This window comes from Streptomyces sp. NPDC007907, from assembly GCF_042959365.1.
GTDB classification, from domain to species: Bacteria; Actinomycetota; Actinomycetes; order Streptomycetales; family Streptomycetaceae; genus Streptomyces; species Streptomyces indiaensis.
Genome location: NZ_JBIBKR010000003.1, coordinates 924,878 through 946,711 on the forward strand (window position 1 = coordinate 924,878; position 21,834 = coordinate 946,711).

Sequence of the window (21,834 nt, forward strand, 5' to 3'; positions counted from 1 at the left end):
CGCAAGGAGGATCGAGAACTGATGGCAGGCAACTCGGACCCGCTCTCGCCGCGGGCCAAGCTGGCCGTGACCGCGGGCAAGGCGGTCGCGGCGGCGTCACGCGCCGCAGGGCGCGGCAGCGGTTCGGTGATCGGCGGCCGGGTCGCGCTGAAACTCGACCCCGACCTGCTCGCCCGGCTCGCGCAGAACCTGGACGTGATCCTGGTCTCCGCGACGAACGGCAAGACCACCACCACCCGGCTCATCGCCGAGGCCCTGCGCGCGGCGGGACCGGTCGTCTCCAACGCGCTCGGCGCCAACATGCCGGCCGGCATCACCTCGGCCCTCGCCGGCAGCTCGGACGCCCGCTACGGCGTCATCGAGGTCGACGAGAAGTACCTCGCCGGCGTCGCCCGGGACACCGCCCCGAAGTGCATCGCCCTGCTCAACCTCTCGCGCGACCAGCTCGACCGCGCCGCCGAGACCCGCATGCTCGCCGAGAACTGGCGGGAGGGACTCGCGGGTTCCAAGGCCGTGGTCGTGGCCAACTGCGACGACCCGCTGGTGGTGTGGGCGGCGTCGTCCTCCCCCAACGTGATCTGGGTCGCCGCCGGGCAGATGTGGAAGGACGACGCCTGGTCCTGCCCGTCGTGCGGTGGCGTGATGCAGCGCCCCGGTGACGACTGGTTCTGCGGCGAGTGCGGCTTCCGCCGCCCCACTCCGAGCTGGGCGCTCTCCGGGGACCACGTACTCGACCCGCACGGCTCGGCCTGGCCGATCCACCTCCAGCTGCCCGGCCGCGCCAACAAGGCCAACGCCGCCTCCTCGGCCGCCGTCGCCGCCGTGTTCGGGGTGCCGCCGCAGGTCGCGCTGGAGCGCATGTACCAGGTGCAGGCGGTGGCCGGGCGCTACGACGTCGTCCAGTTCCAGGGCCGCGACCTGCGGCTGCTGCTGGCGAAGAACCCGGCCGGCTGGCTGGAGACGTTCTCCCTGATCGACCCGCCGCCCACCCCGGTCATCCTGTCGGTGAACGCGCGCTCCGCCGACGGCACCGACACCTCCTGGCTGTGGGACGTCGACTACTCGCGCCTGACCGGCCACCCGATCTGTGTCGTCGGCGACCGGCGGCTGGACCTGGCGGTGCGCCTGGAGGTCGCCGACCAGCACTTCCAGGTCTACGAGAACCTCGACCAGGCCGTGGCGGCGTGCCCGCCGGGCCGAATCGAGGTCATCGCCAACTACACGGCGTTCCAGGACCTGCGCCGCCGGGTCGGCAACTGAGCACGAGACGTCAGGGGACTTTTGTGAGCGACAACCAACTGCGGGTCGTCTGGATCTATCCCGACCTGCTCAGCACCTACGGCGACCAGGGCAACGTCCTCGTCGTCGAACGCCGGGCCCAGCAGCGCGGCCTGGACGTGGCCCGGCTGGACGTGCGCAGCGACCAGCCGATCCCGACCTCCGGCGACATCTACCTGATCGGCGGCGGTGAGGACCGGCCGCAGCGGCTCGCCGCCGAGCGCCTGCGCCGGGACGGCGGACTGACCCGGGCCGTGGAGAACGGCGCCATCGTGTTCTCGGTGTGCGCCGGCTACCAGATCCTCGGCCACGAGTTCATCAACGACCTCGGCCAGCGCGAGCCCGGCCTCGGGCTGCTGGACGTGGTGTCGGTGCGCGGCGAGGGCGCACGGTGCGTCGGTGACGTGCTGGGCGACATCGACCAGCGTCTCGGCCTGCCCCCGCTGACGGGCTTCGAGAACCACCAGGGCGTCACCCACCTCGGCCCCACCGCCCGCCCGCTCGCCCGGGTGCGATTCGGCAACGGCAACGGCACGGGCGACGGCACGGAGGGCGCGTACAACGACACCGTCTTCGGCACGTACATGCACGGTCCGGTGCTCGCTCGCAACCCGCTGATCGCGGACCTGCTGCTGAAGCTGGCCCTCGACGTCAACGCGCTGCCGCCGACCGACGACCGCTGGTACGAGGCGCTGCGCAACGAGCGCATCGCCGCTGCTCAGCAGCCCGCCTGAGCACAGCGCCGCAGCGTACGCGCAGCACGCGTCAACCCGCTGGTCAACAGCCCGTATGACGGCCCATCCGCACAGGTGAGCGGGGTCGTCCAGCAGGCGGACGCGTGCTTCGGTCCGGGCCCTCGATGCCGCTAGGGTGGCGGGGATTCCAGCCGGACAACGTGGTCCGGTCCCCGGCCCACGTTGAGAAGGTATTTCGGGCTATGCGCATTGGTGTCCTCACGTCCGGCGGCGACTGCCCCGGCCTGAACGCCGTCATCCGGTCCGTCGTGCACCGTGCCGTCGTCGACCACGGCGACGAGGTCATCGGCTTCCGGGACGGCTGGAAGGGCCTCCTGGAGTGCGACTACCTCAAGCTCGACCTCGACGCGGTGGGCGGCATCCTCGCCCGCGGCGGCACCATCCTCGGCTCCTCCCGGGTCCAGCCCTCCCATCTGCGGGACGGCGTGGAGCGGGCCAAGGGCCATGTCGAGGAGCTCGGCCTCGACGCGATCATCCCCATCGGCGGGGAGGGCACGCTCAAGGCCGCGCGGCTGATGTCGGACAGCGGGCTGCCCGTCGTGGGTGTGCCGAAGACCATCGACAACGACATCGCCGTCACGGACGTCACCTTCGGCTTCGACACGGCCGTGGGCGTGGCGACGGAGGCCCTGGACCGGCTGAAGACCACCGCCGAGTCCCACCAGCGGGTCCTGGTGGTGGAGGTCATGGGCCGGCACACCGGCTGGATCGCCCTGCACTCCGGCATGGCGGCCGGTGCGCACGCCATCGTCGTCCCCGAGCGGCCCTTCGACATAGAGGAGCTGACCAGGAGGGTCGGCGAGCGGTTCGAGGCCGGCAAGCGCTTCGCGATCGTCGTGGCGGCGGAGGGGGCGAAGCCCCGCGCCGGGACCATGGAGTTCGACGAGGGCGGCAAGGACATCTACGGGCACGAGCGGTTCGCCGGGATCGCCCGGCAGCTGTCCGTGGAGCTGGAGGGGCGCCTCGGCAAGGAGGCGCGGCCGGTCATTCTCGGGCACGTGCAGCGTGGGGGGACGCCCACCGCCTACGACCGGGTGCTGGCCACGCGGTTCGGGTGGCATGCGGTGGAGGCGGTGCACCGCGGGGAGTTCGGGCAGATGACGGCGCTGCAGGGGACCGACATAGTGATGGTGTCGTTGGCCGAGGCCGTCAAGACGCTGAAGACCGTGCCGGACGAGCGGTACGCCGAGGCGGAGACTGTTCTCTGAGACCGAGCCGATCTGCCGGGTGCGGGTCGTAGGTGGTTGCTCGCGCAGTTGCCCGCGCCCCTGAGGCGTCGTACCGCCCCCGGTCATCACGCTGACCGGGGGCGGTTCTACTCTTGTGGGCGGACAACTTGCTGCACACCCCCACGAAACAGGAGCCGGCGGAATGGATCACAGCGGGCACGGCATGACCATGGATCTGCCGCCGTTCACGCTGGGCCGAGGTCTGGAGTGGTCGGCGGACCCGTTCTTCCTCGTCGCGTGCCTGGCCGGGCTGGCCCTGTACGGGTGGGGTGTCGTGCGGCTCGTGAGGCGCGGGGACAAGTGGCCCGTGGGCCGTACGGTCGCGTTCGTCCTGGGCGTGCTGAGCATCGTGCTCATGATGTGCACCGGGCTGAACGACTACGGCATGGTCATGTTCAGCGTGCACATGGTGCAGCACATGGTCATCAGCATGGTGTCGCCCATCCTCATCCTGCTCGGGGCGCCGATCACGCTGGCGCTGCGGGCGCTGCCCACGGCGGGGCGGGGCCGCAAGGGGCCGCGTGAGCTGCTGCTGATGTTCCTGCACAGCCGGTACATGCGCATCGTCACGCACCCGGCGTTCACGATCCCGCTGTTCATCGCGAGCCTCTACGGGCTGTACTTCACGCCCCTCTTCGACACCCTGATGGGCTCCAAGGCGGGCCACATCGCGATGATGGTGCACTTCCTCGCCGTCGGCCTGGTGTTCTTCTGGCCGATCATGGGCGTGGACCCGGGTCCGCACCGCCCGGGCTACCTGATGCGGATGCTGGAGCTGTTCGCGGGCATGCCCTTCCACGCGTTCTTCGGGATCGCGCTGATGATGGCGTCCGAGCCGATGGTCGAGACGTTCAAGAACCCGCCCGGCTCGCTCGGCATCGAGGCGCTGTCCGACCAGAACGCGGCGGGCGGCATCGCCTGGGCGTTCAGCGAGATCCCCTCCGTGCTGGTGCTGGTGGCCCTGCTGTTCCAGTGGTACGCCTCGGACCAGCGACAGGCCCGGCGCACCGACCGGGCCGCCGACCGCGACGGGGACAAGGAGCTGGAGGCGTACAACGCCTATCTGGCCTCGCTGAACACACAGGGGCGCTGAGGACCACTTCGGTACGGGCCGTGCGCGCCGGGCGTCCGCCGGGCACCATGGAGGGACCGGACCATGAGGAGGGGTGTTGCGATGCCCGGTTCCACGAACGGTTCCAACGCGACGAAGACCATGGGAGCGCTCACACTGGGCGGGCTGGTCGTGGTGACGGCCTACACGGTGGCGCTCGGGAGCAACGGCTGGCTGTGGTTCGGCTGGGTCGTCCTGGGTCTGATCACCCTGGGACTGGTGGTCACCACGCGCAGCACCTGACGCCTCACTCTCCGGCCGGACGGCCCGCCGAGTGCACACCGGGCTGGTACTTCGGGAGCCGGACGGTGATCTTCATGCCGGCGCCGGTGGCCGTCTCGATGACGAGGCCGTAGTCGTCGCCGTAGACCTGGCGGAGCCGGTCGTCGACGTTGGACAGGCCGATGCCGCCCGAGGGGCTGACCTCGCGGGCCAGGATGCGGCGGAGCAGCCCGGGGTCCATGCCGGCGCCGTCGTCCTCGATGACGACGAGGGCCTCGGCGCCCGCGTCCTGGGCGGTGATCTGGATGTGGCAGCGGCCCGAGGACACGGCCTTGCCCTCCAGGCCGTGCTTGACGGCGTTCTCGACGAGCGGCTGGAGGCAGAGGAACGGCAGGGTCACCGGCAGCACCTCCGGCGCTATCTGGAGGGTGACGGAGAGGCGGTCGCCGAAGCGTGCCCGCACCAGCGCCAGGTAGTGGTCGATGGCGTGGAGCTCCTCGGCGAGGGTGGTGAAGTCGCCGTGCCGGCGGAACGAGTAGCGCGTGAAGTCGGCGAATTCCAGCAGCAGCTCACGGGCGCGCTCGGGATCGGTGCGGACGAAGGAAGCGATCACCGCGAGCGAGTTGAAGATGAAGTGGGGTGAGATCTGGGCCCGCAGCGCCTTGATCTCGGCCTCGATGAGCCGGGTGCGGGAGTGGTCGAGATCGGCCAGCTCCAGCTGGACGGAGACCCAGCGGGCGACCTCGCCCGCGGCCCGCACAAGCACCGCCGACTCGCGGGGCGCGCAGGCGACCAGCGCGCCGTGCACCCGGTCGTCGACGGTGAGCGGGGCGACGACCGCCCAGCGAACCGAACAGTCGAGGCTGTCGCAGGTGAGCCGGAACGCCTCGCCGCGGCCGGTCTCCAGGGCGCCCGCGAGACGGTCCATGATCTCGTCGCGGTGATGGGCGCCGTCGCCGTCCCAGACCAGGACCCCGGTGCGGTCGGTGAGGCACAGGGCGTCCGTGCCGAGCAGGGAGCGCAGTTTACGGGCGGATTTGCGGGCGGTCTCCTCCGTCAGGCCGGCCCGCAGCGGGGGCGCGGCGAGGGACGCCGTGTGCAGGGTCTCGAAGGTGGCGTGCTCGACGGGGGTGCCGAGGCCGGCGAGGCTCTTGGCCCTTGCCGTCCGCCGGCCGAGCCAGACCCCGAGGGCGAGCACCGGGAGCACGCCGACGCACAGACCTGCCAGGAACCCGCTCACGCCGTCACCTCCGAGCGCAGTTCCTCGGGCAGGTGGAACCGGGCCAGGACCGACGCGGTGCCGGGCGGGACCCGGCCGGGCGTGGCCAGGGACACCAGGATCATGGTGAGGAAGCCCAGGGGCACCGACCACAACGCGGGCCAGGCGAGCAGGGCGTGCAGGGCGGCGCCCTCGCCCGGGTAGCCGACCATGGTCGCTGCGACGGCGAGCAGGGCGGAGCCGCCGCCGACCAGCATCCCGGCGGCGGCTCCGGGCGGGGTCAGCCGCCGCCACCAGATGCCGAGGACGAGCAGTGGGCAGAACGAGGACGCCGAGACGGCGAAGGCGAGCCCGACGGCGTCGGCGACCGGCAGCCCGCCGACCAGGACGCTCGCCGCGAGGGGCACGGCCATGGCGAGGACCGTGCCGAGCCGGAAGTGCCGTACGCCGCGGGACGGCAGGACGTCCTGGGTGAGGACGCCCGCGACCGCCATGGTCAGGCCCGAGGCCGTGGAGAGGAACGCCGCGAAGGCGCCCCCGGCGACCAGCGCGCCCAGCAGGTCGCCGCCCACTCCCCCGATCATGCGGTCGGGCAGCAGCAGGACGGCGGCGTCCGGGTCGCCGCTGAGGGTGAGTTCGGGGGCGTAGAGACGGCCGAGGGCGCCGTAGACGGGGGGCAGCAGGTAGAAGGCACCGATCAATCCGAGGACGGCGACGGTGGTGCGGCGGGCGGCGACGCCGTGCGGGCTGGTGTAGAAGCGGACCACGACGTGCGGCAGGCCCATGGTGCCGAGGAAGGTGGCGAGGATCAGCCCGTACGTGGCGTACAGCGGCCGTTCCTCGCGGCTCTCGGCCTGCGACGGGGACAGGTCGCCGCCGCCGCTGCGCCGGGCCTCGGGGACGGGGGCGCCCCGGGTGAAGGTGAGCCGGGTGCCGCGCTCGATGTGGTGGGTTCCTGCGGTGAGTTCCAGGCGTGTGCCGGTGTGGGTCCGGCCGTCGACGGTGCCGGTCACCATGACGGTCAGCGGCCGGTCCAGCCTCAGGTCGATCGCGTCGTCGACGCGGACGACGCGCTGCTCGCGGAAGGTGGCCGGTTCGTCGAAGGCGTGCCGGGGCGCTCCGTCGTGCTGCCAGGTGAGGACCAGGAACAGCGCGGGGACGAGCAGTGCGGTGAGCTTCAGCCAGTACTGGAAGGCCTGCACGAAGGTGATGCTGCGCATGCCGCCGGCGGCGACGGTGGCGGTCACGACGACGGCGACGATCACTCCGCCCAGCCAGTCGGGCGCCCGGGTCAGCACGGTCAGGGTCAGCCCGGCGCCCTGGAGCTGGGGCAGCAGGTACAGCCAGCCGACACCGACGACGAAAGCGCCGGCGAGCCGCCGTACGGCCTGGGAGGCGAGGCGCGCCTCCGCGAAGTCGGGGAGCGTGTAGGCGCCGGAGCGGCGCAGCGGGGCGGCCACGAAGATCAGCAGGACCAGGTAGCCGGCGGTGTAGCCGACCGGGTACCAGAGCATGTCGGGCCCCTGGACCAGGACGAGGCCCGCGATGCCCAGGAAGGAGGCGGCGGAGAGGTACTCGCCGCTGATGGCGGCGGCGTTGAGGCGGGGACCGACGGTACGGGAGGCGACGTAGAAGTCGGACGTGGTGCGGGAGATGCGCAGGCCGAAGGCGCCGACCAGGACCGTCGCGACGACGACCAGGGCGACGGCGGGGATGGCGTAGCTGGAGTTCATCGGCGGCCGGGGTTCATCGGTGGGGTGTCAGCGGTCTTCGACGAGGCGTACGAAGTCGCGTTCGTTGCGCTCGGCCCGGCGGACGTACCAGTGGGCGAGCAGCACCAGCGGGACGTAGAGGCCGAAGCCGAGGACGGCCCATTCCAGGCGGCGGGCGTCCGGCAGCGCCGCGAAGAGCAGCGGGAGCGGGCCGACGAGCAGGCCGAGGACGGTGATCACGGTGAGGGCGGCGCGTAGTTGAGTGCGCATCAGGGAGCGGACGTAGGTGTGGCCGAGGGTGGTCTGCTCGTCGATCTCGGTGCGCGGACGGTAGGAGCCGGAGGCCTGCGGGTACCGCCCGCGCGAGCGGAGCCGGGCGTGCGGGACGGTCTGCCGGGACGGGCCGGTGACGACGACACGGCGTTCGGTGTGGTCCTGGGGCACCGTCACGTCCTCCTCATCAGCAGGTCGCGCAGTTCGCGCGTGTGGCGCCGGCTGACCTGGAGCTCCTCGGCGCCGACGAGGACGCTGACGGTGCCGGCGTCGAGGCGGAGTTCGCCGATGTGGCGCAGGGCGACGAGGTGGCGGCGGTGGATGCGGATGAAGCCGCGGGTGCGCCAGCGCTCCTCCAGGGTGGACAGCGGGATGCGCACCAGGTGGCTGCCCTTGTCGGTGTGCAGGCGGGCGTAGTCGCCCTGGGCCTCGACGTGGGTGATGTCGTCGACGGCGACGAAGCGGGTCACGCCGCCGAGCTCGACGGGTATGTGGTCCGGGTCGGGTTCGTGGACGGGGATGCGGGGGGTGGCGCCGCGCAGTTCGGCGGCCCGGCGGACGGCCTCGGCGAGCCGCTCCTTGCGGACCGGTTTGAGGACGTAGTCGACGGCCTTGAGGTCGAAGGCCTGCACGGCGAAGTCCTCGTGGGCGGTGACGAACACGACGAGGGGCGGCCGGGCGAAGCCGGTGAGCAGCCGCGCGAGGTCGAGGCCGTCGAGGCCGGGCATCTGGATGTCCAGGAAGACCACGTCGATGGCCTCGGGCCCGCCCGGGCCGGACTCCAGGGCACGGTTCATGCGGCGCAGCGCCTCGGTCGCGTCGCCCACGCCCTCCGCGCTGCCGATGCGGGGGTCGGCGTGCAGGAGGTAGAGCAGTTCCTCCAGCGAGGGGCGTTCGTCGTCGACAGCCAGGGCACGCAGCATGAACCCGGAGTGTAGGGGTGATCCGAACGGGTGGACATGTGCCGGGGGCGGACGTTCACGCCGGACGCGGTGCACACGTCGGCGGGGCGCGGGCCGGGATGCCGGTGGATACAGTGCCCGCATGAACAGCAGGTCCACGCCGTTCGACGAACTCGACCGGAAGATCATCACCGCGCTGATGGCGAACGCGCGGACGTCGTTCGCCGAGATCGGCACGGCGATCGGGCTGTCGGCCACGGCGGTCAAGCGGCGGGTCGACCGGCTGCGCGAGACGGGCGTGATCACCGGGTTCTCGGCGACGGTGAAGCCGTCGGCGCTGGGCTGGCGCACGGAGGCCTACGTCGAGGTGTACTGCGAGGGCGCCGCCCCGCCGCGGCGGCTGGCCGAGGTGGTACGGGACTACCCGGAGATCGCCGCGGCGATGACCGTGACGGGAGGCGCGGACGCACTGCTGCACGTGCGGGCGCGGGACGTGGAGCACTTCGAGGAGGTGCTGGAACGGATCCGGCAGGAGCCGTTCATCCGCAAGACGATCAGCGTGATGGTGCTGTCCCACCTGCTGCCGGAGAGCCCGGAGGCGGGGGCGAGTCATCCGGCCCCGGAGGAGGTTCCGGGCGGCGCAGCAGACGTGCGCTGAGCGGCTTCAAGACGCAGCGTTCCTGCGCGAACGCGCAATCTTTGTTTCTTGTCGGCCACGGTCACCACTTCCTACCGTTGTGTCAACCCCCAGTCACACACCGTGAGGAAGCGGAGGGACCCCTCTGTGCCCGAATCCCGTGTGCCGCGTCGGCGGCGCTACCTCGTCTGCGAGCCCAGACACTTCGCCGTGCAGTACGCGATCAACCCGTGGATGCATCCCGACGAACCCGTCGACGTCATCCGTGCCCTGGACCAGTGGCAGGCGCTCGTCGACACCTACCGGGCCCACGGCCATACCGTGGACACTGTGAAACCCGTTCCCGGCCTGCCGGACATGGTTTTCGCCGCGAACGCGGCGGTCGTCGTCGACGGCCGCGTCTTCGGGGCGCTCTTCCACGCGCTCGAACGCCGTCCCGAGTCCGTGCCGTACGAGGCGTGGTTCAAGACGGAGGGCTACGACGTGTACCACCCCGAGTCGGTGTGCGAGGGCGAGGGCGACCTCGTGCCGGCCGGCCGCTGGATCCTGGCCGGGACGGGTTTCCGCACGACCCGGGAGGCCCACAGCGAGGTGCAGGAGTACTTCGGGACGCCGGTGATCAGCCTGACGCTGGTGGATCCGTACTTCTACCACCTGGACACGGCGCTGTTCGTCCTCGACGACGAGAACATCGCCTACTACCCCGAGGCGTTCTCGCCGGGCAGCCGCGAGGTGCTGGCCCGGCTGTACCCGGACGCGGTGCTGGCCACCCGCGAGGACGCGATGGCGTTCGGGCTCAACTCCGTCTCCGACGGGCGCCACGTGTTCATCTCACCGGGGGCGACACGTCTGGCCGAGCAGCTGGCCGGCCGCGGCTACGTCCCCGTCCCCGTCGACCTGTCCGAGTTCTACAAGGCCGGTGGCGGCATCAAGTGCTGCACCCAGGAGATCCGGGAGATCCGCTCATGACCGCACCCGTCCGTACCGAGGACCCGCAGGGAGACCGTGACCCGCGTCAGACGCGTGGCTCGCAGGAGCTGATCCGCGCGGAGGAGCCGGTCCTCGCGCACAATTACCACCCGCTGCCGGTGGTCGTCGCCCGCGCCGAGGGCACCTGGGTGGAGGACGTGGAGGGGCGCCGCTACCTCGACATGCTGGCCGGCTACTCGGCTCTCAATTTCGGCCACCGGCACCCGGCGCTGATCGAGGCGGCCCACAAGCAGCTGGACCGGCTGACCCTCACCTCGCGCGCGCTCCACAACGACCGGCTCGCCGAGTTCGCGGAACGGCTGGCCGCGCTGACCGGCATGGACATGGTGCTGCCCATGAACACCGGCGCGGAGGCGGTGGAGAGCGGGGTGAAGGTGGCCCGCAAGTGGGCCTACGACGTCAAGGGCGTGCCGGCCGACCGGGCGACGATCGTGGTCGCGGCGGACAACTTCCACGGCCGGACGACGACGATCGTCAGCTTCTCCACGGACGAGACGGCCCGGGCGGGCTTCGGGCCGTTCACCCCGGGGTTCCGGGTGGTGCCGTACAACGACCTGGCCGCGATGGAGGAGGCGGTCGACGAGACGACGGCGGCGGTGCTGATCGAGCCGATCCAGGGCGAGGCAGGGGTGATCATCCCGGACGCCGGCTATCTGGCGGGCGTGCGGGAGCTGACCCACCGCAAGGGCTGTCTGTTCATCGCGGACGAGATCCAGTCCGGGCTGGGCCGCACGGGCCGCACGCTGGCGGTCGAGCACGAGCCGGTGGTGCCCGACGTGCTGCTGCTGGGCAAGGCGCTGGGCGGCGGCATCGTGCCGGTGTCGGCGGTGGTCGGGCGCCGGGAGGTGCTCGGGGTGCTGCACCCGGGTGAGCACGGCTCGACCTTCGGCGGCAATCCGCTGGCGGCGGCAGTGGGCACGGCGGTGGTGGAGCTGCTGGAGACGGGCGAGTTCCAGCGCCGGGCGGCCGAACTGGGCGAGATCCTGCGGGACGGTCTGACAGGGCTCGTCGGCAAGGGCGTCGTCGGATTCCGTTCGCGCGGCCTGTGGGCGGGCGTCGACATCGACCCGGCGCTGGGAACGGGCCGCGAGATCAGCGAACGCCTCATGCGGCAGGGAGTCCTGGCGAAGGACACCCACGGCTCCACGATCCGCCTGGCCCCGCCGCTCACCATCACGGCCGAGGAACTGACGGGGGCCGTCGGGGCGCTGGAGAAGGCCCTGGGGTAAGCACGGGCCGGGCGGCCGGGGCCGGGCTGCGAGGCGGCGGCGCGCTCCCGACGGCGGGACAGCGGGCCACGCCGGACCGGACCCCGGTCACCGGCGTGGCCCGGCAGCGCGCGGAACAGCGGCGCAGCGGCGCAGCGGGGCGGTCCGGTCACCGGCGTGGCCCCGCAGGGCTCGGAACAGCGGCGCAGCGGCGCAGCGGGGCGGTCCGGTCACCGGCGTGGCCCCGCAGGGCTCGGAACAGCGGCGCAGCGGCGCAGCGAGCCGGGGCCGAGCCGTCACCGGCGTGGCACGGCTGTGCTCGGGGTGCCGGTGGCTGAGGTCGGGTCGGGGCAGGGGCGTGGCTCCGGGTGGGGGCGTGCTCGGTGTGGCGGCCTCTCTGCCGCCGGTGCGACGTCTCCCGCCGTACCCGGTGCGCCGCCCCGACCGGCCCTGCACAAGCCGCCCCTCCTGGCCGAAAGGGTGAAGATTGAGGCAAGAGGTGGTAGACCACTCTCAGCGACAGAGAGGTCGGCCGTGGGCACAGACGAGGTGTACGGCGCTGCCCGGCAACGGTTCGACGTGGCCGACGCGGCGCCCCTGTTGCTCGACACACAGGGCGTGGTGACGGGCTGGACGAGCGATGCCCGGCGGCTGCTGGCGTACCCCGCTTCCGAGGCGGTCGGCAGGAAGCTGGCCGACCTGCTGGTCGCCGAGGACGCCGAGCGTGTGCCCGACCTGGTCGAGCGATGCCGCAGGGACGGCGGCTGGACGGGGCTGCTGACGGCCCGCCGCAGGAACGGGAAGCCGGTGCGGGTCGCGGCCCGGATCGCCTCGGCCGAGGAGGCGCAGGGCGGTGGGCGCTGGCTGATGCTCCTGTCGGAGTTGTCCGACGGGGCCGCCGGCTGGGACATGAGCCGCACGGTCCTGGAACAGATGGCGGCGGCTGCCCCGGTCGGCATCGCGATTGTCGACACGGACCTGCGCTTCGTGTGGTCGAACGCCGCCCTCGATCAGTTCGGCGGCGGCCCCGCGGCGCGCCGGCTCGGACTGCGTTTCGCGGACGTGCAGCCGGGGGTGAACGCCCAGGCGGTCGAGGCGCAGATGCGGCGCGTGCTGGAGACCGGCGAGCCGGTGGTCGGCTACGAGCACGTGGGCCATGTGCACTCGGCTCCGCTGCACGAGACGGCGCACATGCTGTCCTTCACCCGGCTCGAGGACGACCGGGGTCATCCGATCGGCGTGTACTACACGGTCGTGGACATGACCGATCGGCACCGTGCGCGACAGCGGCTGGCGCTGCTCGACCGGGCGGGCGAGAGCATCGGCCGCAGCCTCGACCTCACGCGTACCGCACAGGAACTGGCGGACGTGGCCGTGCCGGGACTGGCCGACTTCGTCACCGTGGACCTGCTGGAGAGGGTGCTGCACGGCGGCGAGCCGGCGCCCGGCCCGCTCGCGGACTCGGAGGAAGCGGTGGAGCTGCGCCGCGCCGGCTACCGGTCCGTGCAGGACGACCTGCTGGATGCCGTCATCGAGATCGGCGAGGGGGTGGCCTTCCGGGCCGATACGCCGCCGTTCCGCTGTCTGGCCACGGGGCGGTCCTGGCGCGCGGAGCGGGTCGACCCGCTGACCCGGGACTGGACGACGAGCACTCCGAGCGGCCGCCGGGCCACGTTCCTGGAACTCGGCCTGCACAGCGTGATGACCGTGCCGATCCGTTCGCGCGGCATCACCCTGGGCATCACGACCTTCTACCGGCGCCGGGAGCGGGAGCCTTTCGACGAGGAGGACCTGCGGCTGGCCGAGGACCTTGTCGCGCGGGCGGCCGTCTGCGTGGACAACGCCCGCCGTTACACCCGTGAGCGGGACGCCGCGCTGGTCCTGCAGCGCAGTCTGCTCCCCCACCGGCTGCCCGAGCAGGACGCCGTCGAGGTGGCCGCGTGCTACCGGCCGGCCGACGAGCTGACCGGTCTCGGGGGCGACTGGTACGACCTCATCCCGTTGTCGGCGGCCCGGGTGGCGCTGGTCGTGGGCGAGGTGCCCGGACACGGGATCGACGCCGCCGCGGCCATGGGGCAGCTGCGGACCGCCGTACGGACCCTGGCGGCTCTGGATCTGCCGCCGGAGGAGGTGCTGGCGCACCTCGACGACCTGGTGGCGCGCTCGGCGCGGGAGGAAGGCGCGGAGCCCGGGACGGTGGGCGCCCCGGGCACGCAGTCCGTGGGCTCCGGCTGCCTGTACGTGATCTATGACCCTGTCGACGGCGGCTGTGTCATGGCGGCGGCGGGCCAGCCCGCCCCGGCCGTGGTCCGGCCCGACGGCTCGGTACTGTTCGTCGAACTGCCGCAGGGGCCGCCGCTCGGGGTGGGCGGACCGCCCTTCGAGGCGGTCGAGCTGTCCCTGGCGGAGGGCAGCACACTGGCGCTGCACACCGACGGGCTGCTCGCGCGGGGCGAGACCTGGGCCGTGGACGCGGGCCGGGACCGGCTGCGCCGGGCGCTGGAACAGGCCGGCCCGCTCGAGACGTACTGCCGGTCCGTGGTCGACGCCCTGGTACCGGCCCACCCGTACGACGACGTGGCCCTGCTGATGGCCCGGACGAAACGTCTCGGCAACGGCCAAGTCGCCGCCTGGGACCTGCCTGCGGATCCGGCCGTGGTCGCCGACGCCCGCCGCACGGCCACCCGGCAGCTCGCGCACTGGGGCCTGGACGAGCTGGCCTTCACCACGGAGCTGGTGGTGAGCGAGCTGGTCACCAACGCCATCCGGTACGCCACCGGGTCCATCCGGCTCCGGCTGATCCGGGAACGTGCCCTGGTCTGCGAAGTCCTCGACGGCGGCGCCACCGCGCCCCATCTGCGCCACCCCCGTACGACCGACGAGGGCGGGCGCGGGCTGCTGCTGGTCTCCCAGCTCACCCAGCGGTGGGGGACGCGTTTCGTCCCCGAGGGGAAGGTCATCTGGGCCGAGCAGTCGCTGACAGATCTTCCCGACTGAGGCTGGTTGAGGTTCGCCCATACCGTGCGAAACTGGTGTGACCCCGGCGGCGGTGAGGCGGCAGCCATGGCGGAGAGCGCGATCGACTACGGTGCGGTGTTCCAGGCTCTGCCCGGCATGGTGGCGCTCCTGACGCCCGACCTCGTGTACGCGGACGTCAACGAGGAGTTCGTCCGGGTCTCCGGCCGCTCACGCGAGCAGCTGATCGGCAAGTACCTGTTCGACGTCTTCCCGGACAATCCCAACGACCCGGCCGCGACGGGCATGCGCAACCTGGAGGCCTCGCTGTACCGCGTCCTGGCCACCGGGGAGCGCGACGCCATGGCCCTGCAGCGCTACGACGTCGAAGACACCGAGCGGCCCGGCGACTGGCAGAAGCGCTACTGGAGCCCGGTGAACGCGCCGCTGCTCGGCCCGGACGGCAAGGTCGTGCTGATCCTGCACCGCGTGGAGGAGGTCACGGAGCTGATCCGGGCCCGGGGCGGCACGGCGGAGAACCCGGGCGGCCGGGCCCGGGTGCTGGAGGCCGAGCTGTACACCCGCGCCCGTGAGCTGCAGGAACTCAACGAGCGGCTGCGCCAGGCGCACTCCCGGGAGCGGGAGGTGGCGCTGGCGTTGCAGGAGGCGATGCTTCCCGCGCCCCGGCAGGTCCGCAATCACCCGGCCGCCGTCCGGTACCGCCCTGCCGTGGGCGCGCTCAACGTGTGCGGCGACTGGTACGACCTGGTCGATCTGGTGGGCGGCGACCGGATCGGCGTGGCCGTGGGCGACGTGGTCGGGCACGGGCTGGAGGCCGCCGGGGTGATGGGGCAGCTGCGCAGTGCGCTCAGCGCCGCCTCCCGGGTCGCCGACGGGCCGGCCCAGGCCCTGGACGTGCTGGGGCGCTACGCCCACGTCATCGACGGGGCCGAGTCGGCGACCGCCGCCACGACCTTCATCGACTGCGACCGCCACCTCATCACGTACAGCAGCGCCGGCCATCCCCCGCCTGTGCTCGTCCACGCCGACGGCGGCACGGAGTTCCTCGACCAGGCGACGGACACCCCGCTCGACGCCCGCCCGGACCCGATCCCGAGACCACAGTCCGAGACCACGTACGCGGCGGGTGCCACGCTCGTGCTCTACACCGACGGCCTGATCGAGCGGCGCCATGAGGACATCGACGAAGGCCTGTACCGGCTCGCCGACGCCCTGCGCGACCATCGGGACCAGGACCCCGAGACGCTCGCCGACACCGTGCTGTCGGAGCTGCTGCCGCCCGGTGGCGTCACCGACGACACCGCGCTGATCATCGTGCGCCTGTGACTACAGCCGGGCCTTGCCGTGGTCGAGCAGCCGGACGCGGTCGACGTTCTGCCGGTCCTCGGCGTCCGCACTGGGCTCTCCGGCGAACCAGGCGTCCAGGATCTCCGTCAGCAGAGGCTGTGAGGTCAGGCGCAGGCTGAGCGCGAGCACGTTCGCGTCGTTCCAGCGGCGCGCCCCGTCGGCCGTGTAGGCGTCCGTGCACAGGGCAGCCCGCACGCCGGGCACCTTGTTCGCCGCGATCGAGGCTCCCGTGCCGGTCCAGCAGCACACCACCGCCTGATCCGCCGTGCCGTCGGCGACCTCTCGGGCCGCGGCCTCGGAGCACACCGCCCACTGCGGATCGTCCCCCGGGCGCAGCGCGCCGTGGAGGCGTACCTCGTGCCCCCGCTCGCGCAGGGCGGCCACCAGGGAGCGGGCGACGGGTTCGTCCATGTCCGAGGAAACAGAGATCCGCATGTCTCGCAGGTTACTCGCCGGGGCGGCCGGAGCCACCGGCGCACAACCGCGGCCCGTCGGCAAGAGCCACCGGCCCGCCACGCACCCCCGGTATCACGCCAGGCCACCCGTTCGGCTTGCCCGTCACCCGGGTGGCGCAGCACGCTGGTCCCGCGGTGCTCCCCAGCCGCATGTGCACCACCGGATGCACCCGCCTGACTGACCATCAGTCAAAAGGCGAAGGATCTGTGCGGTCCGCCCGCACGAGGTGCCCGGTGGACGCGCCTGCACCTACACTGGCACCCCACGACATGCCGGTTGACCTGCTGGAACGCGGCGGCTGAGGCCACCGCGAGAGTCGAGGAGCGCCCGCTTTGTTCTACTACCTGCTGAAATACGTGCTACTGGGCCCCCTGCTGCGACTGGTCTTCCGGCCTCGGATTGAGGGCTTGGAGCACGTGCCGGCGGAGGGCGCCGCCATCATCGCCGGCAATCACCTGTCGTTCTCGGACCACTTCCTGATGCCCGCGATCCTCAAACGGCGCATCACCTTCCTCGCCAAGGCCGAGTACTTCACGGGGCCGGGTGTGAAGGGCAGACTGACGGCCTTCTTCTTCCGCAGCGCGGGGCAGATCCCGGTCGACCGCTCCGGCAAGGACGCCGGGCAGGCCGCCATCCGCGAGGGCCTCGGCGTGCTGGCCAGGAACGAGCTGCTCGGCATCTACCCGGAGGGCACCCGCTCGCACGACGGCCGGCTCTACAAGGGGAAGGTCGGGGTGGCGGTGATGGCCCTCAAGGCCGGCGTCCCGGTGATCCCCTGCGCGATGATCGGCACTTTCGAGGCCCAGCCGCCCGGCAAGGTCATCCCCCACATCCACCCTGTGGTGATCCGCTTCGGTGAGCCCCTCGACTTCTCCCGCTACGAGGGCATGGAGAACGAGAAGGCCGTCCTGCGCGCCATCACGGACGAAATCATGTACGCGATCCTCTCCCTCTCCGAGCAGGAGTACGTCGACCGGTACGCGGCCGTGGTGAAGGCCGAGGAGGCCGCCACCAAGGAGCGGAAGTACCGGCGCATGCCTCTTGGTTGAGCTCTGCTGTCGGCAGAGGCCGGTTCCCCGTCCCGCCCACGGCGATCTACGGTCGCGGCATGAGACGAGCTGTGGTGATCGGGGCGGGCGGACAGATCGGCCGGCCGGCGGTGGAGGCCCTGGCGAAGGACGGCTGGGAGGTGACGGCCGTCTCGCGTGGCGGCGGCCGGGACGAGGGCACGCCCGGCGGGGTGCGGACGCGGCGGCTGGACCGTGAGGACGACGCGGCGCTCACCGCACTGATCGGCGACGGCTGTGACCTCGTGGTCGACCTGGTCGCCTACTCGGCCCGGCACGCACGGCAGCTGACGGGTCTGGCCGACCGGATCGGGGCGGCCGTGGTGATGTCGACGGTGTCGGTGTACGACGACGGCACGGGCCGCGGCTTCGACACCATGAGCGAGCCGGACGGGCTCCCGCGGTACCCCGTGCCGATCACGGAGGACCAGTCGACGGTCCCGCCGGGGGACGCCACGTACAGCACCCGCAAGGCGGCCCTGGAGCGCGAACTGCTCGCGGCGGCCGACCGGTTGCCCACGACCGTGCTGCGCCCGGGCGCGATCCACGGGCCGTACAGCCCGCTCCCCCGCGAGCTGTACTTCGTCAAACGCAACCTCGACGGCCGGAGCAGGCGGGTCCTCGCCTTCCGCGGCGAGAGCCTCTTCCACACCTCGGCCGCGCGCAACGTCGCCGAACTGATCCGGCTGGCCGCGGCCCGGCCGGGCTTCCGGGTGCTCAACGCCTGCGATCCGCGGCCGCCGACCGTGGCGGAGATCGGCGCGGCCGTGGACGCGGTCATGGGAGTGGAGACGCGGACCGTTCTGCTGGACGGAGCGGCGTCGGCGTCCGTGGGCAGGTCGCCCTGGTCGGTGGACGTGCCGGTGGTGTGCGACATGACCGCCGCGGAACGGGAGCTGGGCTACCGGCCGGTGGTGACCTACCGGGACAACCTGCCGGAGACGGTCGAGTGGCTCACCCGCCGGCTGACGGAGCAGGACTGGCGGGAGGCGTTCTGGACCCTTGCCCGCGCCTACCCGGACCTCTTCGACTACGCGGCGGAGGACGCCTGGTTCGCGGCCCGGCGGACATGAGGAAGGGGCGGCCGGTGTCCCGGCCGCCCCTCACCACCGTCGGACGACGGCTACGGCTTCGGCGTGGCGTGCGGCGCGCACGTCACGTCGGCGCCGTCCAGCTTGCCGGTGAGCAGATAGCTGTCCACCCGCGGGTTGATGCACGGGTTCACCAGGCTGGTGACGCCGTGGGAGCCCGCGTCCTTCTCCGTGATCAGACGGGAGCCCTTGAACCGCTTGTGCAGCTCCACGGCGCCCTCGTACGGGGTGGCCGCATCCCGCTCGGACTGGACGATGAGCACGCCGGGCAGACCCTTGCCGGTCTTGACGTGCAGCGGCGTCTGACGCTTGGTCGGCCACGTCGCGCAGGGCAGGTTCATCCAGGCGTTCGCCCAGGTCATGAACGGGTGGTCGCGGTGCAGCCGGGTGTTGTCCCGGTCCCACGTGCGCCAGTTGGTGGGCCAGGGGGCGTCAGCGCACTCCACGGCCGTGTAGACGGCGTTGCTGTTCTCCGAGGCCGCGTTGCCCGCCGTGTCGGACAGGTCCGGGGCGGCGGCGTCGACGAGCGCCTGGGTGTCGCCGGCGACGTACTTGCTGAAGACCGAGGCGGTCGGCGCCCAGGCGGAGTCGTAGTACGGGGCGCTCTGGAAGAAGGAGATGAGCTCGGCCGGGCCGACGACCCCGCCGAGGGGATTCTTCTTCGCGGTGGCGCGCAGCTCCAGCCACTTCGCCTGGACGGCGGCGCGGGTGGTGCCGAGGTGGTAGGTCGCGTCGTTCGCGGCGACCCAGTCCTGCCAGTCCTTCCAGCGGCCCTCGAACGCGACGTCCTGGTTCAGGTTGGCCTGGTACCAGATGTTCTCCCGGGAGGGGTCGACGACGCTGTCGACGACCATGCGGCGCACGTGGCCCGGGAAGAGGGTGCCGTAGACGGCGCCCAGGTAGGTGCCGTAGGAGACGCCGAGGAAGTTGAGCTTCTTCTCGCCGAGGGCCGCGCGGATGACGTCGAGGTCGCGCGCGGTGTTCAGGGTCGTCATGTGCGGCAGCATGGCGCCGCTGCGCTCCTGGCAGCCTTCGGCGTACTCGCGGGCCAGCTTGCGCTGGGCGAGCTTGTCGGCCTCGGAGTCGGGCACCGGGTCGGCCTTGGGCGCCTTGACGAATTCCTGCGGGTCGACGCAGGAGATGGGCGTGGACTTGCCGACGCCCCGTGGGTCGAAGCCCACGAAGTCATAGGCCTTGGCCACGTTGGCCCAGACGGCGTTCTTGTTGGTGACCCGGGCCGGGAAGCGCAGTCCGGAGCCGCCGGGGCCGCCGGGGTTGTACAGGAGCGCGCCCTGCCGCTCGGCCTGGGTGCCGGTGTTGCCGATGCGGTCGACGGCGAGCTTGATCTGCTTGCCGTGGGGCCTCGCGTAGTCGAGCGGCACGGTGACGTACCCGCATTGGATCGGCTTGGCCAGGTTCCAGTCGGCCGGGCAGTCCTGCCAGTCGATGCCGGCCTTCGCGGCCCGGGCGGCGGCGATCGCGGTGCCCCGGGCCTCCCGGTCCTGGCCGTGGCCGCCGGCCGCGCTCGCGCTCGCGTTCGCGGTGGGTGCCACGACGGCGCCGGCTATCAGTGTGGCGGTGACGAACGCGCCGGCCGAACCGAGCACCGCCACCCGCCTCTTCGGTCTCGAACCCCTCAAGGGGGACCTCCCCGTACCTCGTCGAGATCAGTACGGAGGATCCTCCCGGTTGTGAGGTCCCTGACAAAAGGGTCGGGCGTCCTTCTTTGCCAATCCGATAAACGGAGAGGTGGTTCTGCTCTACGGACGCCTACGCCCGCGGGAGCGACGCGAGGGCCTCGTCGAGCAGCCGGCGCAGCCGGAGGGCGTCCGGCGCCACCGCGGTCACCAGCGCGGCTGGCCCGGCGAGCGGCACCAGCGAGGCCCCCTCCCCCAGCACCGCGGCCGTCACCGGTTCGGCGGCGAACTCCGGTCGCACCACGACCAGTTGTCCGATCGCACGATGCCCGGCCAGTACGGCGGGTCCGTCCCAGCCGCCCGGCGCGCCGGGCCCGCAGGCCAGTTCCTGGTCGAGCACGGCCTGTCCGGCGACCCGCACGGTCAGACGGCTCGTGAGGCGGCCGGGTTCCTCACCGACGCGCCCGAGCACCTGTTCCTCGCGCAGCACGAGCCGGGCCGTGGGGGCGAGTTCGACGCGGGTGGCGACCTTCAGGTCACTGCCCTGGGCGGAGATCAACTGCTCCGGAAGCCAGTGCAGTTCGCCCTGGTCGGCGACGTTGAGCCGGACGTCGTACCGGGCGTCGCCCTTGGCCTGTCCGGGCAGTGCGATGGTGGCCGCGGCCGACCCGACGGACAGGCGCGCGCCCTCCTCCACCCGGCCCTCCACGGTGAAGTGGTCACCGCCGAGCGGCCCGCTCATCGCGCCGACCAGCATGACCCGCGCCCCGGCGCCGGCGGAGCGCGTACGTCGCAGTGCCAGGGGCCCATCGCTCTCCAGTACGGGCAGGGAGGTCCCGCCCCGCCCGTCGTCCCGGGCGACGATCCGCGCGACGGACCGCACCCCGGCAGCGGCACCCGCACCGGCACCGGCACCGGCACGGGCACCGGCACCGGTACGCACGCTCACGCGGTCCACTCGGCGAGCCGCGACCGCACCCACGCGGCGACGTCCGCCACCCCGGCCTCGCTGCGCAGCGACTGGAAGACCACCGGCAGTTCGGCCCGTTGCGCCTTGGCGTCGGCGGCCATCCGGGCCAGGTCGGAGCCGACGTACGGGGCGAGGTCGGTCTTGTTGACGACGAGCAGGTGGGCGGTGGTCACGCCCGGCCCGCCCTTGCGCGGGATGTCGTCGCCCCCGGCCACGTCGATCACGAAGATCTGCGCGTCGACGAGCCCCTTGGAGAAGGTCGCGGTGAGGTTGTCCCCGCCGGACTCCACGAGCACCAGGTCCAGCGGCCCCGCCATGTCCTCCAGGTCCTCCACCGCCTCCAGGTTGGCGGAGATGTCGTCCCGGATCGCGGTGTGCGGGCAGGCGCCCGTCTCCACGGCGGTGATCCGCTCGGGCGGGAGCACGGCCTCGCGGAGCAGGAACTCGGCGTCCTCCCGCGTGTAGATGTCGTTGGTGACGACGGCGAGCGACAACTCGTCCCGCAGCATGCGGCAGAGCGCGGCGACGGTGGCGGTCTTCCCGGACCCGACGGGGCCGCCGAGCCCGATGCGGAGCGCCCTGCGGGTGCCGTCGGGGCGGTGGGCGTCCGCACTCACGGTGGTGGGGCCGTCGTGGCTGTGGTCGAGGTGCATGTGCGGCTCCTTGTGGGTGGTGGGCACGGATGCCGGGGTGCGGGTGAGTGGGGGGGCTGGTCGCGCAGTTCCCCGTGCCCGCGAGGGGTTTGGTCTGCTCG

The 21,834-nt window shown here is 72.3% G+C and carries 20 protein-coding genes; 12 read left to right on the forward strand and 8 right to left on the reverse strand.

Translation table 11 applies throughout. The annotated features are described in order from the left end of the window. Window positions 1-21: 21 nt before the first annotated feature. The 5 genes from ACFZDI_RS15645 to ACFZDI_RS15665 all read left to right on the forward strand — a co-directional run bounded on the left by ACFZDI_RS15645 (window position 22) and on the right by ACFZDI_RS15665 (window position 4,616). Window positions 22-1,260, forward strand: a complete 1,239-nt coding sequence (locus tag ACFZDI_RS15645; RefSeq protein ID WP_033307230.1) for a MurT ligase domain-containing protein — start codon at window positions 22-24, stop codon at window positions 1,258-1,260. Window positions 1,261-1,283: 23 nt separating this feature from the next. Continuing rightward, the gene (locus tag ACFZDI_RS15650; RefSeq protein ID WP_234749448.1) at window positions 1,284-2,012 is read left to right on the forward strand and encodes a type 1 glutamine amidotransferase; all 729 of its coding nucleotides are present in this window, start codon (window positions 1,284-1,286) and stop codon (window positions 2,010-2,012) included. A 203-nt stretch (window positions 2,013-2,215) separates the two neighbouring features. Further along, window positions 2,216-3,241 carry a 6-phosphofructokinase gene (locus ACFZDI_RS15655; protein WP_234749446.1) on the forward strand — a complete coding sequence of 342 codons (1,026 nt, stop codon included), beginning with the start codon at window positions 2,216-2,218 and terminating at the stop codon, window positions 3,239-3,241. A 163-nt stretch (window positions 3,242-3,404) separates the two neighbouring features. After that, entirely contained in the window at window positions 3,405-4,355 is a 951-nt protein-coding gene (locus ACFZDI_RS15660; RefSeq protein ID WP_234749445.1) for a cytochrome c oxidase assembly protein, read from the forward strand. Between the two features lie 81 nt (window positions 4,356-4,436). Beyond that, window positions 4,437-4,616, forward strand: a complete 180-nt coding sequence (locus ACFZDI_RS15665) for a hypothetical protein (protein WP_221758929.1) — start codon at window positions 4,437-4,439, stop codon at window positions 4,614-4,616. Between the two features lie 4 nt (window positions 4,617-4,620). Here the strand turns inward: ACFZDI_RS15665 and ACFZDI_RS15670 are convergent, their stop codons facing one another. From ACFZDI_RS15670 to ACFZDI_RS15685, 4 genes are read right to left on the reverse strand one after another with little or no spacing between them, the layout of a single operon-like run. Next, window positions 4,621-5,835, reverse strand: coding sequence for a sensor histidine kinase (locus ACFZDI_RS15670; protein WP_234749443.1), 1,215 nt, complete (start codon window positions 5,833-5,835; stop codon window positions 4,621-4,623). Continuing rightward, on the reverse strand, window positions 5,832-7,547 hold the full coding sequence (locus ACFZDI_RS15675; RefSeq protein WP_391250895.1) for a cation acetate symporter: 1,716 nt from the start codon (window positions 7,545-7,547) through the stop codon (window positions 5,832-5,834). Before ACFZDI_RS15675 ends, ACFZDI_RS15670 begins: the two co-directional genes overlap by 4 nt. Before the next feature lie 27 nt (window positions 7,548-7,574). Then, complete coding sequence (locus tag ACFZDI_RS15680) at window positions 7,575-7,970, reverse strand: hypothetical protein (RefSeq protein ID WP_391251135.1); 396 nt, start codon at window positions 7,968-7,970, stop codon at window positions 7,575-7,577. Between the two features lie 2 nt (window positions 7,971-7,972). Continuing rightward, window positions 7,973-8,722 (reverse strand): LytTR family DNA-binding domain-containing protein, encoded by a 750-nt coding sequence (locus tag ACFZDI_RS15685; protein ID WP_234749438.1) that lies wholly within the window; start codon window positions 8,720-8,722, stop codon window positions 7,973-7,975. Between the two features lie 121 nt (window positions 8,723-8,843). Here ACFZDI_RS15685 and ACFZDI_RS15690 point away from each other — a divergent pair, with 121 nt between their 5' ends. The 5 genes from ACFZDI_RS15690 (at window position 8,844) to ACFZDI_RS15710 (ending at window position 15,838) form a co-directional block, all read left to right on the forward strand. After that, complete coding sequence (locus tag ACFZDI_RS15690; RefSeq protein ID WP_234749435.1) at window positions 8,844-9,359, forward strand: Lrp/AsnC family transcriptional regulator; 516 nt, start codon at window positions 8,844-8,846, stop codon at window positions 9,357-9,359. A 126-nt stretch (window positions 9,360-9,485) separates the two neighbouring features. Continuing rightward, window positions 9,486-10,307 carry a dimethylargininase gene (ddaH, locus tag ACFZDI_RS15695; protein ID WP_234749434.1) on the forward strand — a complete coding sequence of 274 codons (822 nt, stop codon included), beginning with the start codon at window positions 9,486-9,488 and terminating at the stop codon, window positions 10,305-10,307. Then, on the forward strand, window positions 10,304-11,557 hold the full coding sequence (gene rocD / locus ACFZDI_RS15700; protein WP_391250899.1) for an ornithine--oxo-acid transaminase: 1,254 nt from the start codon (window positions 10,304-10,306) through the stop codon (window positions 11,555-11,557). The genes ddaH and rocD overlap by 4 nt, the downstream gene beginning before the upstream one ends. 513 nt (window positions 11,558-12,070) lie before the next feature. Then, window positions 12,071-14,533: a SpoIIE family protein phosphatase gene (locus ACFZDI_RS15705; RefSeq protein ID WP_391250900.1), complete on the forward strand. Its 2,463-nt coding sequence runs from the start codon at window positions 12,071-12,073 to the stop codon at window positions 14,531-14,533. 66 nt (window positions 14,534-14,599) lie between these two features. Beyond that, window positions 14,600-15,838 (forward strand): PP2C family protein-serine/threonine phosphatase, encoded by a 1,239-nt coding sequence (locus ACFZDI_RS15710; protein WP_234749425.1) that lies wholly within the window; start codon window positions 14,600-14,602, stop codon window positions 15,836-15,838. Here the strand turns inward: ACFZDI_RS15710 and ACFZDI_RS15715 are convergent, their stop codons facing one another. After that, window positions 15,839-16,294, reverse strand: a complete 456-nt coding sequence (locus tag ACFZDI_RS15715) for an RpiB/LacA/LacB family sugar-phosphate isomerase (RefSeq protein ID WP_361113797.1) — start codon at window positions 16,292-16,294, stop codon at window positions 15,839-15,841. A gap of 353 nt (window positions 16,295-16,647) precedes the next feature. Here ACFZDI_RS15715 and ACFZDI_RS15720 point away from each other — a divergent pair, with 353 nt between their 5' ends. Both ACFZDI_RS15720 and ACFZDI_RS15725 read left to right on the forward strand, forming a co-directional pair. Further along, on the forward strand, window positions 16,648-17,364 hold the full coding sequence (locus ACFZDI_RS15720) for a 1-acyl-sn-glycerol-3-phosphate acyltransferase (protein ID WP_391250903.1): 717 nt from the start codon (window positions 16,648-16,650) through the stop codon (window positions 17,362-17,364). 59 nt (window positions 17,365-17,423) lie between these two features. Continuing rightward, complete coding sequence (locus tag ACFZDI_RS15725; RefSeq protein WP_391250905.1) at window positions 17,424-18,455, forward strand: NAD-dependent epimerase/dehydratase family protein; 1,032 nt, start codon at window positions 17,424-17,426, stop codon at window positions 18,453-18,455. Between the two features lie 50 nt (window positions 18,456-18,505). Here the strand turns inward: ACFZDI_RS15725 and ACFZDI_RS15730 are convergent, their stop codons facing one another. The 3 genes from ACFZDI_RS15730 to ureG all read right to left on the reverse strand — a co-directional run bounded on the left by ACFZDI_RS15730 (window position 18,506) and on the right by ureG (window position 21,733). Next, the gene (locus ACFZDI_RS15730) at window positions 18,506-20,113 is read right to left on the reverse strand and encodes an alpha/beta fold hydrolase (RefSeq protein WP_391250907.1); all 1,608 of its coding nucleotides are present in this window, start codon (window positions 20,111-20,113) and stop codon (window positions 18,506-18,508) included. 130 nt (window positions 20,114-20,243) lie between these two features. After that, entirely contained in the window at window positions 20,244-21,053 is an 810-nt protein-coding gene (locus ACFZDI_RS15735) for an urease accessory protein UreD (RefSeq protein ID WP_391251137.1), read from the reverse strand. A gap of 2 nt (window positions 21,054-21,055) precedes the next feature. Further along, entirely contained in the window at window positions 21,056-21,733 is a 678-nt protein-coding gene (gene ureG, locus ACFZDI_RS15740; RefSeq protein ID WP_391251139.1) for an urease accessory protein UreG, read from the reverse strand. Window positions 21,734-21,834: the final 101 nt, after the last annotated feature.